Source organism: Halobacillus sp. K22, assembly GCF_052246795.1.
Lineage (GTDB): Bacteria > Bacillota > Bacilli > Bacillales > Halobacillaceae > Halobacillus.
Genome location: NZ_JBQQCN010000001.1, coordinates 267,644 through 285,407, shown reverse-complemented (window position 1 = coordinate 285,407; position 17,764 = coordinate 267,644). Strand labels below are relative to the sequence as shown.

The window sequence follows — 17,764 nt, the reverse complement described above, 5'->3', positions numbered from 1 at the left end:
GACAAATTTCAACGTTGTTTTTGGAGTTGCTGTGATAGGGTTGGGACAAACCTTGCAGGAGTGATTAAATGATGGAATCGAATAAAAAAATAACCATATCTTTCCGCAATGAAAATAAAAAAGTCCCTGAAAATGAAATAATCCAGGCGAAAGAGGAGACGGCAGCTTCTGACCCGCATCCCAATAAGATAGAAGAGATACCGGTACTAGAAATTCGAAAACCACATCAATCTCCCATTAAGAAAAAGAAATATGAGAAGAGTTCAGTGAAGTATTTGGTCATTGCTGCATCTTCAGCTCTCTTATTAAGCTTAGGACTCGGTTTTTTACTTCTTCGTATGTTTGTAGGTCTGACAGATGAAACTACGGCTGGTAAAGAAATGATTCCCACAACAGTCCCAGCTGGTGAAGAAGCCGTTTCAGAACAGGAATCCGTTGTAAATCCAAACACTGTTGAAGCCTATTTTGTTCAGGCAGGAGTCTTTACAACAGAGGAGAAAGCTTTGCAGTGGAAAAGTAAGTTGACCGCTCTTTCTGTTTCTTCTATGGTTTGGGAAAGGGATCATCAGTTTTATTTATTTGCAGGCAGCGCTCAAACGGAGAGTGAAGCTTCTCAAATAGCTGCGGAGTTATCCGCGCGGAATGTTGAAACGTATGTAAAGCCCTGGGCGGTTTTAAAGGGAGAAGGTTCTTTTTCAGGAGAAGAAGCTGAAACGTTTGAGTTCATGATAGACCACTTGGAGAATTTTTCGATTGATCAGCTTTCAGATACGGATCGTCAGGGGCTGGTTAATACCCTGAAGGAGCAGGATCAGGATTCTCTTTTAATCTCTCCACTTCAAGAATGGGAGAAAGCAGATGCTTATCATTTGAATTGGCTTAAGGTGGCTTATTCTCTTGAAAAAATGATGGAATAGAAAGTAACAGTCTCTCAAGGGAATGAAATTTAAAAATTTCACTATTGGATTCTTCTTTTTTTATTCGTTTTTGGAGAGTGGAAATTCTGTTTATGGGAATCAAAGATTGAACTGAATTCCTGTAAGATAATAATACCTCATGTAGAGTAAGGAGCTTAGTTAATGCCGACACTTATACTTGGATCGCAATCACCCAGAAGAAAAGAATTACTGACAGAAGCCGGGTACGAGTTTATCATGCGGGTCTCCGGAACAGATGAAGAATTAGAAGAGGGCATTATGCCAGAGCAAGCGGTCAGTCAGTTATCAAAACAAAAAAGCCTGGCTATCCCTATTGAGGAAAATGAAGTACTGCTTACGGCCGATACCCTTGTATCTGTAAATGGGTATATACTTGGAAAACCTGCCGATGAGAATGAAGTTTTTAGTTTTCTTTGGAATCTAAGCGGGTGCACACATCAAGTGCATACAGGGGTCACCATACGTACTGAGGAACAGATCAAAACATTTGTCGTCAGAACGGATGTTACGTTTTACTCTCTATCAGATAAGGACATTTACAAGTATATGGAGTCTGGAGAAGCATGGGATAAAGCAGGTGGATATGGCATACAGGGGAAAGGGGCACTTTTTGTAAAGTACATTCACGGAGACTACTACAGTGTAGTAGGCTTGCCCATAGCTAGAGTCGTAAGGGAGCTTAGGGCCTTCGGAGTGCTGCTTGACTAACTTTCTCTACATGAGGAATGAGATGTAAGGGAGCGAAGAGGGTGACAAATGCAAGTATTATGATTAAGGATGTACCCAAGGAGGATCGTCCCAGGGAAAGACTTTTAGAAATAGGTCCCTCTCATCTTTCCAATCAGGAACTTCTTGCCATTCTTTTAGGTAGCGGCACTAAAAGAGAGTCAGTAATGGATTTGGCTCAGCGTCTTCTTATTCACTTTGAAGGCATTTTATTACTGAAAGATGCGACACTTGAAGAGTTGACTGCTATCCGGGGAATCGGCGTGGCAAAGGCAGTTCTGATCATGTCCGCTATAGAAATAGGGAAGCGGATGCAGCAAATGAAGCCGGTGGAAAGATATATGATTCGCAGCCCTGAAGACGGAGCGGACTTCGTTATGGAAGAAATGCGTGACTTAAAACAAGAGCACTTCATTTGTTTATTTTTGAATACCAAAAACCAGGTACTCCATCGTCAGACCATCTTCATCGGAAGCTTGAACGCTTCGATTGTTCATCCTCGCGAGGTTTTTAAAGAAGCGGTCAAACGCTCGGCTGCCTCCATTATATGTGCCCACAACCATCCTTCCGGAGATCCCACTCCTTCTCAAGAGGACATTCAGGTAACAAGGCGTTTGCAGGAGTGTGGAAAGATGATCGGTATCGAATTATTGGATCATCTTGTCATAGGAGATCGAAAGTTTATATCTTTAAAAGAAAAAGGATACTTGTAACACTATCTATTTTATCTAATTTTTCGTATAATTGAATAGATGGAGATAAAAGGCGCCATTTATAGGAACTTCTTATAAATAGGCGCTTCTTCTAATCCACAAAAGGCTTATGCCTGACCCCGCCTGAGCAATGCGGGCACTTAGAAAGGAAGATTGAATTGGGTCTATTTGGTTTTTCTCAAGACTTAGGGATTGATTTAGGTACTGCTAATACACTAGTTTATCTAAAAGATAAAGGTGTTATTGTAAGAGAGCCTTCTGTCGTAGCCAAAAATAATCAAACAGGTGAAATTCTGGCCGTAGGAAATGAAGCTCGAAAGATGATCGGCCGTACTCCTGCGTACATAACTGTCATACGTCCAATGAAGGACGGGGTCATAGCGGATTATGAAACTACAGCTCAAATGATGAAATATTACATTCAAAAAGCATTAAAAACTCGATCTTCATTTGCGAGCAAGCCAAACATTATGGTTTGTGTACCCTCTGGCATTACTATGGTGGAAGAACGGGCTGTCATTGATGCTACTAAGCAAGCAGGTGCTAAAGAAGCTTTTCCAATAGCGGAACCTTTTGCGGCTGCGATCGGAGCTGGACTTCCTGTGTGGGAGCCTACCGGAAGCATGATTGTAGACATCGGGGGAGGTACTACTGAAGTAGCTATCCTGTCCATGGGTGGAATCGTAACCAGTCAATCAATTCGTGTAGCCGGCGATGAAATGGATGACTCCATTATTCAACATGTCAGGAAAAAATATAACCTAATGATTGGTGAAAGAACAGCAGAAGAAGTAAAAATGGAACTTAGTGGTGCGGGAAGCATTCAGGGTAATGATGAAATGGATATTCGCGGCCGTGATCTGCTCACGGGTCTTCCTAAAACGATTACCGTTCACTCTGAGGAAATAATTAATGTCGTTAAGGATACTGTAGATACGATCATTGATACGATTATTAATACATTGGAAAAGACCCCACCTGAACTTGCATCAGACATTATGGAACGCGGCATTGTCTTGACCGGTGGTGGAGCATTACTTAAGAATTTGGATACTGTCATTAGTGAACGGACCGAGATGCCGGTATTCATAGCAGAAGAACCCCTGGATTGTGTAGTTATTGGAACTGGAAAATCTCTCGATAATATCCACCATTTCAGAGCCCAGCCTAATGTTGCAAGCCGATCGAAAATGGAGTAGGCGGACAAGGTATGCCAAGCTTATTCCGCAGAAAGAGATTAATGACAGTATTAATTGGCTTCATTGTATTGGTTGCTTTGATCGGATTTTCGATTCGAGACCGTGATTCTTTAACTACACCTGAAAAATTCTTCAAAGATACTATAGGATGGATGCAGAGCATTATCCATAAACCTGTCAGTCTAGTTGACAACTCCGTGGACAATATTCAGAATATGTTTGAAGTGTATGAACAAAATCAGATTTTAAAAGCACGTCTTTCCGAATACAAAGGCGTTATCAAAGATAATCAACGGTTGAAGAATGAAAATGCAGAACTGAAAAAAACGATGGGAAAAACGGAATCATTGAGTGATTATTCTCCCATTCAAGCTACTGTTATAGCCAGAAGTTCGGACAGATGGTTTGAGCAAATGACCATTAACCGCGGGGAAAAACACGGTGTGGCCAAGGATATGGCTGTTTTAACAAGTGAAGGAATGGTGGGTAAAATTAAATCTGCAGGAGCCTTTCATTCGACTGTACAGCTATTGAGCGGGTTTGATCGTTCCAATAAGATTTCATCCTGGGTGGTAAGAGAAGATAATAATGAAGCATTTGGTTTAATAGAAGGGTACGATGGAGAGAGTGGCAGATTACTGCTAAAGGGTATTAAGCTGGACGAAGAATTGAAAAAAGGAGATACGGTAATTTCTTCAGGTCTTGGCGGTGTTTTCCCTAGTAATCTGCGAATTGGTACGGTGGAAGAAGTTGTTAACGACCAGTTCGGATTAACGAAGACCGCCTACGTTAAACCTTTTGCCGATCTATTTAATATTAATCATGTTATCGTGGTTGACCGATCAATGCAGACAGTGGAAAATAATGATCAGAGTGAGGATGGAGACTCATGAAAAGGTATTACATCTCTCTGATCTGCCTGCTTTTATTAGTAATGCAGGGGACGGCTATGAGTCTATTACCCTCTAAGCTTGTATATTCAAATCTATTAATGACCCCTCACTGGGTACTTATCTTCTTATTAATAGTTGCTATATTTTTTGACCGGGATAAAACTTACTATGCAGTCTGGTATGGGCTGGTATTTGGTTTGTTGCTCGACATTGTATATACTGGGATTCTTGGAGTTTACATGGTAACCTATGCTCTGGTCATCTACGTGATCCATGGTATCAACAAGATGATTCATTCGAATTTTATTGGAGCTTCATTATTAGTGATCCTTGCAATTATTTTATCTGATACATTACTGTACGTTATCTATTCATTTGTAAAAATAACTTCGATGCCCTGGGGTACTTACCTAATCTTGCGACTGCTGCCTACTGTGGCAGCTAATATGATATTCTTTGTTATATTATATCCTGTCGTGAAGGATCGGATTACCCAGTGGTCAGAAGAAATAAATAACGCTTAGAATTTTGTAAAATGTCTAAGGTCTGAGGTGAAAGCCTGTGACGGCAAACGATCAAAAAGTATTAATTAAAGGAACAAGAGATGGATTGACACTTAGTTTAGACGATCAGTGTGCTTACAAGGATATTCTGAGGGAATTACAAAGTAAGCTGTCTATGAAAGGCGTTACTGATGAAGATCCTATGATTCATGTGACGATTCAATTAGGTAAACGTTTTTTGACGAAGGAACAGAAAGAGGAAGTCGTTGATATTATTAAAGAAAAACAAAAGCTTGTAGTCGATCGTATTGAATCAGATGTTATTACGAAAAAAGAGGCTCTTGAATGGAAAGAGAATACTGAAATCACTACGATCGCTAAGACCATTCGTTCTGGGCAATTAGTAGAAGTGCGCGGGGATTTGCTGCTAATCGGGGATGTTAATCCTGGCGGAAGTATTTCGGCGACGGGCAATGTATATGTGCTTGGCAGCTTGAAAGGTGTTGCTCATGCTGGATTCGAAGGAGATACAGAGACGATAATTGCTGCCTCTTATATGCAGCCGAGCCAATTACGGATTGCCGACCAGGTCAGCCGTGCTCCAGACTATGAAACAGAGGGTGTATATATGGAGTGCGGATTTATTGATGAACAAGAAGGGAAGATTCGCATCGATCGATTACAGGAAGTGGTGAAGAAGAAACCGGATCTTGCAAGTTTTGAAAGGAGAATGAGGAATGGGTGAAGCGATAGTAATTACCTCCGGAAAGGGAGGGGTTGGAAAGACCACAACTACCGCCAATCTGGGGACCGCTTTGGCCTTACAGAACAAAAAAGTTTGTCTGGTGGATACAGATATTGGTCTCAGGAATTTAGATGTTGTGATGGGACTTGAAAACCGCATAATCTACGATATTGTGGATGTAGTAAATGAACGCTGCAAAACAAAACAAGCCCTGGTAACCGATAAACGTTTTGACTGTCTGCATCTATTGCCGGCAGCCCAGACTTCCGATAAATCCGAAGTGACTCCAGAAGGAATTAAAGAAATTGTGGAAGAGTTGAAGCAAGAATATGACTATATCATTATCGATTGCCCCGCCGGAATAGAACAAGGATATAAAAATGCTGTGGCCGGTGCTGATAAAGCTGTAGTGGTTACAACTCCTGAAAAATCTAGTGTCCGGGACGCGGATCGTATTATAGGACTTCTTGAACAGGAAGAGATTGAAGCTCCGAAACTTATTATAAACCGCATAAGAAATCATATGATGAAAAGTGGAGACATGTTGGACGTAGACGAAATAGTTTCGGTCTTATCCATCGATTTACTAGGTATAGTTGTAGATGATGACTCAGTCATTACCGCATCTAATAGTGGAGAGCCAGTAGCAATGAAACCAAATTCAAGGGCTTCGATAGCTTATCGCAATATTGCCCGCAGAATTTTGGGTGAAGCGGTTCCGCTTATGAATTTAGATGAGGATAATGGAATGTTCTCTAAAGTAAAACGCTTCTTTGGAATGCGCACATAGGATTTAAGAAGAGCTGCCTGTTAGATTCTAACTGGCAGCTCTTTTTTTAGTGGTGGATAAAGCTTTTACACATATCCCTCTTTCCATCTCCATAGAATGTAAAAAAAGGTGGGTGAAAGAGAGGGATTATGGTGAGGAAAGATATTGAACACGTCCGTAAAAATATATCAGAACGTAAGAAAAAAAAGGTGCAGGGCAGCCACACGCTTCCTAACAAGCCATTTGTTCCACCTCAGGATGAAGAAATGCATGGCTATCCACCTTTAGTAACAAATAATGATTATGAAAGAAAACAACCTATTCCTGAGTTTCGAAAAGGGACAAGTCGTTTGGGGCTTCAGTTGTTTTTCGCTGTTCTTTTATTTGCTGCCGTAGCAATAGGAAAACAGACTGATATTGCTTTCCTTAATGGTCCTGAGGAATGGGTGACGTCTCAGCTTCAAGAGGACTTCCCATTTGCAAAGGTCACGGCCTGGTATAGCGAACGCTTTGGAGAGCCTTTGCAGGTAGTTGCTCCCAAAAAATCCTCTACACAGGAAGGTATCGCCATGCCTGTAAATGGAACTGTTACTACATCTTTCCAGAATGATGGAAAGGGGATCGTGTTAACGACTGCAAATAACTCAGAAGTTAAGGCGGTGAGGGAAGGAACCGTCATTTTTGCAGGAAATGATAAAGATACTCAAAAAACAGTTATTGTCCAGCATGAAGACGGCTCAAAAAGTATTTACGGTTATTTATCCTCTATTGACGTACATCTTTATGAACATGTACAAGCCCAGAGAAATGTAGGCTCTGTAAAATCAGAAGACGGGGAATCAGCTGAGTTCTTTTTTGCGATTGAGAAAGATGAACAATATCTAGATCCTGTAGAGGCAATAAAAGTGGATGAAAGTTCTTAATTTGCTCCCAAGCATTCATGTTCATCCTCTCTTCTTTTTATTAGCTATTTCTGCATTTCTAACTGGGGCTATTTATGAATTTGTTATTCTGTTTTCTATTGTCATGATTCATGAACTGGGTCACTTTTTTACCGCTAAACATTATGGATGGAGAGTGACGAAAATAGAGTTCTGGTTGTTCGGAGGAGCAGTCGTTAGTGAAGAGCATAATACACGCCCTTTTCGAGAGCAAGTTACAGTTATATTAGCGGGACCGCTTCAGCATATTTGGATCTTTGCAGTTCTTTCTGTCCTACAAGCGGCTGTAGGGCCCCACCCTCTATTAAGTGTCGCAAGTTTTTATAACGGGGTGATTCTTCTATTTAATCTTCTTCCCATCTGGCCATTGGATGGAGGTAAATTGGTATTTTATATGATGAATCAGGCGGCTAGTTTCAGACTAAGTCTTATACTTACTTTATTCTTCTCCTTCCTTGTCATACTTCTGGTTGGCAGCTGGCTTACGCTGGACGAACGGTGGACGTTCGCTGGTATTCTTCTGGCGGGATTTTTAATTATGGAGAACGTCCTGGAGTGGAGGAGGAGAACTTACACACAAATGAGGTATTTAATGCATTGTGCTCTTGAGGACCGGCGTCATTTACGCCCTAAATATATGAATGTCCATCAGGAAATGCTGGTACGGGACGTTTTAAGAAACATTAGAAGCAACCGAAATCATCTCTATGTCTTGAAAGAGCCTCCCCTTTTCTATATAGTAGATGAGCAAGAATGCCTGCAAGCGTATTTTAATAGAAAAAAATCTGATTTACGCTTAAGGGATCTGCCTAAAATCGCACTATGAAGAGGGATCATATGAGGGAAATCATCTTCCATACAAATACTTCTGAAAAAACAGGTGTTTTAATAGAGAATAATCATATCAATGAATATGTGATAGACCGCCCCGGAGTGCAGACACTCACAGGGGCTATTTTTGTTGGCAGAGTGGAGCACATAGATCGTGGACTTCAGGCGGCTTTTATTGATATAGGCGAAGGAATACGTGCTTTTCTTAGGAAACCAGCTATCCCGTGGGCTAAAGAATCGATACAAACCACTGTTAAAGAAGGAGAGTATCTATATATTCAAGTAATAAAAGAACCAACCGGTAATAAGGGTCCACAAGTTAGTGCTGATATCACTATTCCAGGGCTTTATACCATCTATCAGCCCTACGGTGGGAAAACTTCGATTTCTAAGAAATTAACGCCTGCTTCAACAGCTCAACTTCAATCAGAACTAGAGGGGAGCCTGAGCAGTGAAGAAGGCTGTATTATCCGTACTGCTGCCTCTGAGGTTAAACCAGAACAAGTTCTCAGGGAGCTAGAAGGGTTGAAGGAGCAGTGGAGGGAACTAGCCACACAGCCACTTAAAAAGCCTCCACGCCTCTTGTGGAAAGATGAGATTATTCCAAATCAGCTAATTAGAAAATTCCCTGTTAATTCTATGGATGCCATTGTTATAGACGGGGTGGAAGCGAGTGAACGATTGAAAAAAATTTATCCTTCACTTAGAGATAAGATCAGCTGGAATCCTAAACGAACGAATGAAGCAGCCCGTGCTGTACAGGAACTCCAAATGGAGCTTATCAACTCTCGCTTGGAGATTGAGGGCGGGATAGAGATTGTGATTGAGAGAACGGAAGCAATGACGGTTGTTGATGTAAATAGTTACAAGTATAAAGGAAAAACTTTTACTAATTCACAAACCTTAGATGTAAATCGGCAGGCAGGAAAAGAAATTCTCAGGCAGCTGCGTTTAAGAAACATATCTGGAATAATTATGGTGGATTTCATTTCTATGAAAGATCAATCAGCTGCAGAAAAGCTCGTAAATGAGATGAAAAAGGTGGCAAAGCAGGATTTAGTAAAAACGCAGGTTTTAGGGATGACACGCTTAGGATTAATGGAAATTACTCGAAAAAATGAATGGATTAGTCCAGTCCATTTATTGCAGGAAAAGCAGGGATCTGAGTTTTCAATCGAAACAGCTGTTTTCCGTCTTGAACGTGAACTTCTTTTTGGAGTGGGAAGAAATCAAGAAGCTATTCTTCTATCCATAAATCCTCAATTTAAAATCGTTAAAAAACAATTGCTTTCAGGCTGTATTTCTAGTAAAATTCCACAGGAGCTGTTTGTTAGAGAGGATCCAAATGTTTCTCACTATCAAATTGAGCTTGAAGGGTCCGTGGACATGGTTCGTGAAGTGATTTATAAGCGCGGGTACCATGTTGACAACGTGTTTTGAACTGTGGTAACATTGTTTTGTTATTCTAGTAGCACTTCGATGCTACAACCGCACAGAACAGGTTTTAAAAAAACCGTTTCCGGTACCTGAATGGCGAGTCTGAGTAAATCGAGGAGGTGCAAGTATGTACGCAATTATTGAAACTGGTGGTAAACAAGTAAAAGTTGAGAAAGGCCAGGAGATCTATATTGAGAAAGTAAACGTAGAATCTGGTGACACTGTAACTTTCGACAAAGTTCTATTTGTTAGTGGAGACGATTCTAAAATAGGTGCTCCTTACGTTGAGGGGGCTTCTGTAACGGCTAAAGTTGAAAAACAAGGTCGTCAGAAAAAGCTAACCGTCTTCAAATATAAGCCCAAAAAGAACTATAAGCGTAAACAAGGTCACCGTCAGCCGTACACGAAACTTATCGTTGAAGATATCAACGCGTAAGGTCGAACGGTATGATTAATGTGTCGTTGTTTCGTTCACAGGGAGATATCACAGGTTTTGAAATTTCGGGCCACGCCGAAAGCGGCCCTTACGGCCATGACTTAGTGTGTGCAGCAGTTTCAGCTGTATCCTTTGGAGCGGTCAATTCTCTCGTGACCCTTTGTGAATTTGAACCACATGTCGAGCAGGGCGGAGAAGGCGGTTTTCTTAAAATCACCCTTCCTGAAGGACTGAATAAAGAAATTTACGCTAAATCCCAGCTGCTTCTTGAAGGCATGGTGGTTTCGCTTCAGACAATCGAACAGGAATATAACCAATATATTACAATATCAAACTAATAAGGAGGTGGAGACCCATGCTACGTCTTGATTTGCAGTTTTTTGCCCAGAAAAAGGGTGTAGGTAGTACAAAAAACGGCCGTGACTCTGAGTCTAAGCGCCTTGGAGCTAAGCGCGCAGACGGACAAGCGGTAACTGGTGGTTCTATCCTTTACCGTCAACGCGGTACAAAAGTTTACCCTGGAGCTAACGTAGGCCGCGGCGGAGATGACACACTGTTCGCTAAAGTGGATGGAGTTGTGAAATTCGAACGTTACGGACGCGACCGCAAAAAAGTCAGCGTTTATCCTGTTGCTCAGGAAGCGTAAACTAAATAGTGTACGGGTTCATACGTAAAACGAAGCCGCGCTGTGCCTTTTGCATAAGCGTGGCTTTTTTTGTTATATAAATTCGGAGATCGTTTTAGTTTCCTGCCTATATTTGCTATACTTTTTATTATTATGGATGACCGAAGGAGCTGACCCCCGTTGGATGACAAAGAGATCATTACGCTGCTCAGACATAAGCGTCATGACTGGATGAATCAAATTCAGCTGCTTCAGGGATACGCATCTCTGGGAAAGCAGGAGCGTTTATTAGAGCAAATCGACGACATAAGAGAAGAAGCAGAAAATGAAAGAAGGATATTGAATAGTGATGCCGTTGTTTTTCCTATTTGGCTGATATCGTTCAATTGGAAATACGACTATTACAGAATAAAATACTCTTTGAGTGAAGAAGTTGATTTATCCCGTCATGATCAAAAGTTGACGGCTTATGGCAAGCGTATGATTGAGCTAATGAATGACTATCGAGTGGACGATGAACTCTATGAGGGGACCGTCCAAATCTATAAGGGCATAGATGATCATTCGCTAGGGGTAAGCTGGGAGTGGGAAGGCCGCTTCCAGCAAACAGAGGCCTTTATAAAAGAGTTGAATCAGGCAGGATTTATAGCCACCATTTTAGAAGAAAAAGAACTATCTATCGATATGACGATAGGTTGAAGAGGTGAAGAGTATGTTTGTAGATCAGGTTAAAGTATTTGTTAAAGCTGGAGATGGAGGAAACGGTTTAGTTGCCTACCGTCGTGAAAAATATGTTCCAAAAGGCGGCCCTGCGGGTGGGGACGGAGGAAATGGTGGGAACGTTATCTTTGAAGTGGATGAAGGATTGAATACCTTAATGGATTTTCGTTACCAGCATCATTTCAAAGCTGCTCGTGGTGAAAATGGCATGAACCAGAAACAACATGGTAAAAATGCGGATCCTCTTGTTATCAGCGTTCCTCCTGGTACAACTGTCAAGGATGCAGATACAGATAAAGTGATTGCGGACTTAACCGAACATAAGCAACGAGCTGTAATAGCAAAAGGTGGTAGAGGCGGACGTGGCAATGCAAGATTTGCTACAGCAAGAAACCCAGCACCAGAAATTGCAGAGAACGGTGAACCCGGTGAAGAACTCGATGTTGTAGTAGAATTAAAATTGTTGGCAGACGTAGGATTGGTTGGTTTTCCTAGTGTTGGAAAGTCAACATTCCTATCAGTGGTAACTGCAGCCAAACCTAAAATTGCAGATTATCACTTTACCACTTTATCCCCAAATCTTGGGGTGGTGGAAAGTCAGGATCACCGCAGTTTTGTAATGGCAGACCTGCCTGGCCTGATCGAGGGAGCTCATGAAGGAGTAGGCCTCGGTCATCAGTTTTTAAGGCACGTGGAGCGAACTCGTCTGCTTCTGCATGTCGTAGATATGTCAGGTTTAGAAGGACGCGACCCTTACGATGATTATGTGACGATTAATAATGAACTCTCTTCTTATGATAAGAGGCTTGAAAACCGTCCTCAAATCATTGTAGCTAATAAGATGGATATGCCAGATGCTGAAGAAAATCTGGAAATGTTCAAAGAACAACTTGAAGAAGAAGTTATGATTTTTCCAATATCTACAATAACTCGTGAAGGACTGGATGAGCTTCTTTATACAGTAGCCGATCAGTTGGATCAAATACCGAAACAGTCAGAAGCCGTTGAAGAAGTGGATGAGCGTGTAATTTATAAATTTGAAAAAGAAGAAGCTCCTTTCCAACTAACAAGAGCCGACGATGGAGCTTACGTATTATATGGTGAAAAGATTGAATCCTTATTTAGACGAACCGACTTCTCTAGAGATCAGTCCATTAACCGTTTTGCAAGACAGATGCGCAGTATGGGTGTGGATGATGCTTTAAGAGAAAGAGGAGCAAAAGATGGGGATACAGTCAGAGTACTTGATTATGAATTCGAATTTGTAGATTAATGAGGGGAGAGGATTGAATGGCGGATTATAACGAAAAATTTTATTTAGTCCGTAGCGACATTCTCCCTGAAGCCATGAAAAAAACCATTGAGGCTAAAGCACTGTTAGAACGTGGTAAAGCTGAATCTATATTTGAAGCTGTTCAGCATGTAGGACTGTCAAGGAGTGCTTTTTATAAATATAGAGATGCAGTATTTCCTTTTCAGGCCATGGTAAAAGAACAGATGATCACTTTATTCTTTCATTTAGAAGATCGTGCAGGTACGTTATCCAACTTACTTCGTACTGTCGCAGAATCTGGGTGTAATGTTCTTACCATTCACCAGACGATTCCATTACAGGGGAAAGCGAATGTTACTTTATCGCTGAACACGACTGGAATGGTCGGAACAATTGAACGACTGCTACAGCAGCTTCATAAACTCGACTTTGTGGATCGAGTAGAAATTTTAAGTACGGGAGCTTAATTGGAGGGGAAGATATGCCGGAACAACGGATTGGGTATTTAGGACCTAAAGGAACATTTACAAAAATGGCCGTCGATGGCTTATTCGATGGCGGTACTTATATTGGATATGAAAGCATCCCTGCCTGCCTGGATGCGGTGGAGCACGGGGAAGTGGATACAGGTGTAGTCCCTCTTGAAAATGCTATAGAGGGCTCTGTGCACTTAACCATAGATTATTTGGTCCATCAGGTGAATCAGTCTATTATTGCTGAACTGACAGTTCCGATTAAACAGCACCTGCTTGTCCACCCGGATCACCAGGATCATGAGCTTGAGAAGATTTATTCTCACAGTCACGCGATAGCCCAGTGCCATCAGTATTTACACAAAAACTATCCTCAAGCAGAGCTCGAATATACAGCTTCTACAGGAAGAGCTGCTGAAATTGTAGCAGAGACGGGTCCTGGAGCCGCGGCCATTGGAAACCATCTGGCAGCAGAAGAGAATGGGTTGACGATTCTGGATGAGAACATTCATGACTACGATAATAACCATACGCGTTTCGCAGTAGTCCAAAAAAACCCTATGACATTAAAGGTGAAAGACCAATTCGTAACAAAGCAAAAGACCACGGTGATGGTAACGCTGCCTAAAGATTATGTAGGAGCCCTCCACCAGGTCCTTGCTGCCTTCGCTTGGAGAAAGATGAACTTGTCTAAAATTGAATCAAGGCCAATGAAAACCGGGCTTGGCAACTACTTTTTCTTAATAGATGTCGATCAGCCGTACGATCAGATCCTCTTTCCTGGGGTGCAGGCTGAACTAGAAGCATTAGGTTGTCAGTTGAAGATTCTTGGAACTTATCCAAGTTACCAATTAGATATTCCTTCTCCTATTCGGAGAGCTTAATTTATACCTCGCCAAAAACTTGTTTATATCAAGGTTTTGGCGAGGTTCTTTTTATTATTCAAAAGAAATATAGGCTTTTTCATCAATCTTTTGGCTCGAACTGCATAGAGTGTTATGAAGCTATTATTGCCTTTTTAGTTTTTAGATTCACAGGAAGGGAGTTGCAATGGTGAGAATTCACATTGTGCAAAAAGGGGATACACTCTGGAAGATTGCCAAAAAGTATGGGGTAGATTTTGAAGAATTGAAATCAGTCAATACCCAGCTTTCTAATCCTGATATGATCATGCCGGGTATGAAGATCAAGGTTCCACAAGGCACAAAGCAAGTCAAGAAAGAAGCGCCTAAGCAGATGCCGAAGAAAGAAATGCCTTCCATGCCACCTTATAAAGATACATCACCTAAACCGATTCCTGTCATCAAAGAGGACGAGAAAAAGCCTGTCAAAAAAGGTGTTATGGATAAACCAATGATGCCAGTGCAGCCTATTCATATGAATATGCCGATCCAAATGCCTAGTATTGATCAGCAAATGCAAAATTATTACACGACTTTTCACTTACCTCAAATGCCGATGCCGCAAGCTCCGAAAGAGGAAGAAATGCCTTCAGAGGAGTCGCTAAAGGGTGAGGGGAAATCACAGTATCAAGAGCCAGCACAGCAGCCATACTACCAGCCAATGCAACAGCCAATGCAGCAACCAATGCAGCAGCCAATGCAGCAGCCAATGCAGCAGCCAATGCAGCAACCAATGCAGCCCCAGCTTGTACACTCAGACTTTTACTGCTGCCCGCCTCATCCTGTAATGATGCCTGCTTATATGCCTATGCAGATGCCAGGCCAGCATAATATGCCTATGTACCCACAGCAACAGGGCTACATGGGAGCAGAATATGAGGAAAGTTCTTCCCCTATGGTTCAGGGTGCGCAAGCAGGAGGAGATTGCGGATGCAGTATGGAAGGTGACGGGGGATCTCAAGCCTGGTCTCCAGCGATGGGGTATGGCGGTCAGCCGATGTATCCAGGTTATCAGCATCACGGATATCCTCATTACGGATACCATCATGGCTACCCTCAAGCCTATGGGCCAATGCAATCCCCGATGGGCGGGTGGGGTCCGCAGCAGGGTGGTAACCCTTATGGAATGGGTCCGCATAGTATGCCGCAGTCGATGGGGTGTGACTATTCCCAAGCAGGGCCAATGGGGCCGTATCCCGGTCCATGGCGGGACGATGATGTAGATGAAAGTTGAGCATTCAGAAGGCGATTCATATACGGATCGCCTTTTTCAATGGCTCTTACAAGAAGAGGAATTACCTATAAGATTAGAAAAAGTAATTAAGCCAAAAGTATATAAAGTCCGGTATAATGGTAAGCCTATGATATTAAAAGGGTATAGGAGAGCGCAAACGTTAGAACAGCAGATCTGTTTCTTTAAGGATTGGAACTATGCATCCAGCACGGCCGCTCGTCCTCTGCCATTTCAAGACAATGTTTACACAAAAAGTAAGCTTGGGTGTGCGTGGGGGCTTTTTGAGTGGGTGCAAGGAAAGCATGCGGATTTTGGTAAGCATGATGACAGAGAGAAGGCTGTTCAAGTCCTGCATCAATTTCACCGTACTACCAAAGGGATTGCCACCTTAGCTATACCTCGAGATCCATTATATATTAAATGGGGAAGACGTCTGGAGCAATTTGAAGAAACTCAGGATGTCTTTTCTGAATATAGAAAAAGAAGTGTCTATCAGGAGCTGCGTTTAAGCATGATTACTCAACTTGAACGTTTCTCCAATTATCCTTGGGGAGAAGTAGAAGAAAAGGCATGGGAGAATAACGAATGGCTGCACGGCGATGTCGCACATCATAACTTTATGATTAACCAAAACAATGACATCAAATTAATCGATTTTGATCTTTTGCACACCGGCCCCCACCTTTATGATCATATCCAATTGGGGCAACGGTTTCTTCCTTACTTGGAAGATCAACGTTCCATGCTTCTTCAATATTTTAAGCATACTCCGAACCTGGACATATGGTTAAAAGGAGTATTGGTTCCTGCAGATATTCTCAGAGAATGGCTTTACGGTTATAGACGCTGTCTTCGAGGTGAAGTATCCCTAACAAAGCATGTAATAAAATTAGAAAAAGCATGGGAGAGCCGGAAGAAGTTTGTCCGATACGCAGAACATATGCTAAGATAAAGTATCATATGTGTGAGAGGATGAACAATCCGGTGGAACAAAAAGTGAATGAATTAGTTGCCTGGTTAAGAGACCAAGTGGCCCAGGCAAATGTAAAGGGCTTGCTTGTAGGAGTAAGCGGGGGAATTGACTCAGCGGTAGTCGCAAATTTAATTAAACGCGCTTTTCCAGAGCAGTCTCTTGGAGTTATTATGCCTTGTAAAAGTCAAGGAAGTGACCAGAAACATGCTGAATTAGTGACAAATGCATGTGGTCTCCACTCTATAACAGTAGATTTGACTGAGACACACGAAGTTATGTTCCAAACGGTCAAAAACCAATTGAAAGCAGACGGGTCTTTTGATAAAGACCAGGAAAGACTGGCAGACGCAAATCTACGTGCCAGGCTGCGTATGAGTACCTTATATACCATCGCTTCCAATCATAAATATTTAGTGGTTGGTACAGATAACGCCGCCGAATGGTACACTGGATATTTCACTAAATTCGGGGATGGAGGAGTTGACCTCGTACCATTAGTTCACCTCCCTAAAGGTGAGGTACGTGAGATGGCTGCTCACTTGGGTGTTCCTGATGAAATTATTAATAAACAACCAAGCGCAGGGCTTTGGGAAGGTCAGACGGACGAAAACGAAATGGGCACAAGTTATAATAAGATTGATGCCTTTTTACGTGGGGAAGAAATTCCTGAGGAAGATAGAAAGATTATAGAGGCGATGCACAGGAAATCGGCTCATAAGCGTAATCTTCCACCTTCACCGCCGCAATCATGAGTTGGGTAAAATTAACTGTTTAAAACATTCTCCTTGAACCATAGTAATGGTAAAAGGAGAATGTTTTTTTATGTGGAAATACTTCATGGTTCTAATGCTTACTGTTTTACTAATGGCTGGATGTAATGAACAGCCTGAAGAAAGTACTCAGGACGAAACTTACTATGAACCGCTGACCTATGGAGGAGATCCTGGGATTAAACGAAGAGGACAGATTCCAACTGGGGAAAACAGCTGGTTCAAACGTACAGCAGAAGAGGAATTCCGAAATTCCAAATTTAAGGAGACCAACAGAGGACATGATAATGCATTTAACAATGAAGAATCCATGGCTATCATGCAAAAAGTGAATGAATTAGAAGAAGTCACTATGACTCAGGCTTTTACCGATGATAAGAAAGTGTACATTGCGGTTATGGTTAACCCATACGACCGCAGGGATCAGTCCATTCCTAATAAAATTGAGGCAAAAGTCAAAGAAATGACAGATAAACCAGTCATTATCTACACTAACAATAACAATTGGGATCATATGAAGGATTTGAACGCCAGGTTAAAAGCTTCCCAGGCTCCTGCTCAACTGAGAAATCAGATTAGAGATTTTTTTCAGCAAAACCAGACCGGTAAGTAAGTCGCTTTATTCATACCGGGAAATTGTGGTATATTGATGTAGGAAAAGAT

22 protein-coding genes and 1 other annotated feature are annotated in these 17,764 nt (G+C 41.8%); all 22 genes read left to right on the top strand.

Annotated features, from left to right (window positions below; genetic code table 11):
- The first annotated feature begins 68 nt into the window (after positions 1-68).
- On the top strand, positions 69-917 hold the full coding sequence (locus tag ACTWPM_RS01475) for an SPOR domain-containing protein (protein WP_443131282.1): 849 nt from the start codon (positions 69-71) through the stop codon (positions 915-917).
- Between the two features lie 162 nt (positions 918-1,079).
- Positions 1,080-1,646 carry a Maf family protein gene (locus ACTWPM_RS01470; protein ID WP_443131281.1) on the top strand — a complete coding sequence of 189 codons (567 nt, stop codon included), beginning with the start codon at positions 1,080-1,082 and terminating at the stop codon, positions 1,644-1,646.
- A 59-nt stretch (positions 1,647-1,705) separates the two neighbouring features.
- On the top strand, positions 1,706-2,377 hold the full coding sequence (gene radC / locus ACTWPM_RS01465) for a RadC family protein (RefSeq protein ID WP_443131322.1): 672 nt from the start codon (positions 1,706-1,708) through the stop codon (positions 2,375-2,377).
- A 158-nt stretch (positions 2,378-2,535) separates the two neighbouring features.
- Positions 2,536-3,576, top strand: coding sequence for a rod shape-determining protein (locus ACTWPM_RS01460; protein WP_443131280.1), 1,041 nt, complete (start codon positions 2,536-2,538; stop codon positions 3,574-3,576).
- 11 nt (positions 3,577-3,587) lie between these two features.
- Positions 3,588-4,469 carry a rod shape-determining protein MreC gene (gene mreC / locus ACTWPM_RS01455; protein ID WP_443131279.1) on the top strand — a complete coding sequence of 294 codons (882 nt, stop codon included), beginning with the start codon at positions 3,588-3,590 and terminating at the stop codon, positions 4,467-4,469.
- A complete protein-coding gene (gene mreD, locus ACTWPM_RS01450; protein ID WP_443131278.1) occupies positions 4,466-4,993 on the top strand; it encodes a rod shape-determining protein MreD in 528 nt (175 codons plus the stop codon). The genes mreC and mreD overlap by 4 nt, the downstream gene beginning before the upstream one ends.
- Before the next feature lie 37 nt (positions 4,994-5,030).
- Positions 5,031-5,717 carry a septum site-determining protein MinC gene (minC, locus tag ACTWPM_RS01445; RefSeq protein ID WP_443131277.1) on the top strand — a complete coding sequence of 229 codons (687 nt, stop codon included), beginning with the start codon at positions 5,031-5,033 and terminating at the stop codon, positions 5,715-5,717.
- Positions 5,710-6,507 carry a septum site-determining protein MinD gene (gene minD, locus ACTWPM_RS01440; RefSeq protein ID WP_443131276.1) on the top strand — a complete coding sequence of 266 codons (798 nt, stop codon included), beginning with the start codon at positions 5,710-5,712 and terminating at the stop codon, positions 6,505-6,507. The genes minC and minD overlap by 8 nt, the downstream gene beginning before the upstream one ends.
- 128 nt (positions 6,508-6,635) lie before the next feature.
- Entirely contained in the window at positions 6,636-7,409 is a 774-nt protein-coding gene (locus ACTWPM_RS01435; RefSeq protein WP_443131275.1) for a peptidoglycan DD-metalloendopeptidase family protein, read from the top strand.
- Positions 7,396-8,253, top strand: coding sequence for a site-2 protease family protein (locus ACTWPM_RS01430; RefSeq protein ID WP_443131274.1), 858 nt, complete (start codon positions 7,396-7,398; stop codon positions 8,251-8,253). Before ACTWPM_RS01435 ends, ACTWPM_RS01430 begins: the two co-directional genes overlap by 14 nt.
- Before the next feature lie 11 nt (positions 8,254-8,264).
- Positions 8,265-9,698: a ribonuclease E/G gene (locus tag ACTWPM_RS01425; RefSeq protein WP_443131273.1), complete on the top strand. Its 1,434-nt coding sequence runs from the start codon at positions 8,265-8,267 to the stop codon at positions 9,696-9,698.
- Positions 9,699-9,734: 36 nt separating this feature from the next.
- Positions 9,735-9,809: a sequence feature (ribosomal protein L21 leader region), on the top strand.
- 13 nt (positions 9,810-9,822) lie between these two features.
- Positions 9,823-10,131: a 50S ribosomal protein L21 gene (gene rplU, locus ACTWPM_RS01420; RefSeq protein ID WP_443131272.1), complete on the top strand. Its 309-nt coding sequence runs from the start codon at positions 9,823-9,825 to the stop codon at positions 10,129-10,131.
- Between the two features lie 11 nt (positions 10,132-10,142).
- A complete protein-coding gene (locus ACTWPM_RS01415; RefSeq protein WP_443131271.1) occupies positions 10,143-10,469 on the top strand; it encodes a ribosomal-processing cysteine protease Prp in 327 nt (108 codons plus the stop codon).
- Positions 10,470-10,486: 17 nt separating this feature from the next.
- The gene (gene rpmA, locus ACTWPM_RS01410; protein ID WP_443131270.1) at positions 10,487-10,777 is read left to right on the top strand and encodes a 50S ribosomal protein L27; all 291 of its coding nucleotides are present in this window, start codon (positions 10,487-10,489) and stop codon (positions 10,775-10,777) included.
- A 159-nt stretch (positions 10,778-10,936) separates the two neighbouring features.
- Entirely contained in the window at positions 10,937-11,455 is a 519-nt protein-coding gene (locus tag ACTWPM_RS01405) for a Spo0B domain-containing protein (protein ID WP_443131269.1), read from the top strand.
- Between the two features lie 13 nt (positions 11,456-11,468).
- Complete coding sequence (obgE, locus tag ACTWPM_RS01400) at positions 11,469-12,749, top strand: GTPase ObgE (protein ID WP_443131268.1); 1,281 nt, start codon at positions 11,469-11,471, stop codon at positions 12,747-12,749.
- A 17-nt stretch (positions 12,750-12,766) separates the two neighbouring features.
- The gene (locus tag ACTWPM_RS01395) at positions 12,767-13,216 is read left to right on the top strand and encodes an ACT domain-containing protein (RefSeq protein WP_443131267.1); all 450 of its coding nucleotides are present in this window, start codon (positions 12,767-12,769) and stop codon (positions 13,214-13,216) included.
- Between the two features lie 14 nt (positions 13,217-13,230).
- Positions 13,231-14,106 (top strand): prephenate dehydratase, encoded by an 876-nt coding sequence (pheA, locus tag ACTWPM_RS01390; protein WP_443131266.1) that lies wholly within the window; start codon positions 13,231-13,233, stop codon positions 14,104-14,106.
- Positions 14,107-14,275: 169 nt separating this feature from the next.
- On the top strand, positions 14,276-15,358 hold the full coding sequence (gene safA, locus ACTWPM_RS01385) for a SafA/ExsA family spore coat assembly protein (RefSeq protein WP_443131321.1): 1,083 nt from the start codon (positions 14,276-14,278) through the stop codon (positions 15,356-15,358).
- Positions 15,348-16,310 (top strand): phosphotransferase, encoded by a 963-nt coding sequence (locus ACTWPM_RS01380; RefSeq protein ID WP_443131265.1) that lies wholly within the window; start codon positions 15,348-15,350, stop codon positions 16,308-16,310. The genes safA and ACTWPM_RS01380 overlap by 11 nt, the downstream gene beginning before the upstream one ends.
- Positions 16,311-16,342: 32 nt before the next feature.
- The gene (gene nadE, locus ACTWPM_RS01375; RefSeq protein ID WP_443131264.1) at positions 16,343-17,083 is read left to right on the top strand and encodes an NAD(+) synthase; all 741 of its coding nucleotides are present in this window, start codon (positions 16,343-16,345) and stop codon (positions 17,081-17,083) included.
- 70 nt (positions 17,084-17,153) lie between these two features.
- Entirely contained in the window at positions 17,154-17,714 is a 561-nt protein-coding gene (locus ACTWPM_RS01370; RefSeq protein ID WP_443131263.1) for a YhcN/YlaJ family sporulation lipoprotein, read from the top strand.
- Positions 17,715-17,764: the final 50 nt, after the last annotated feature.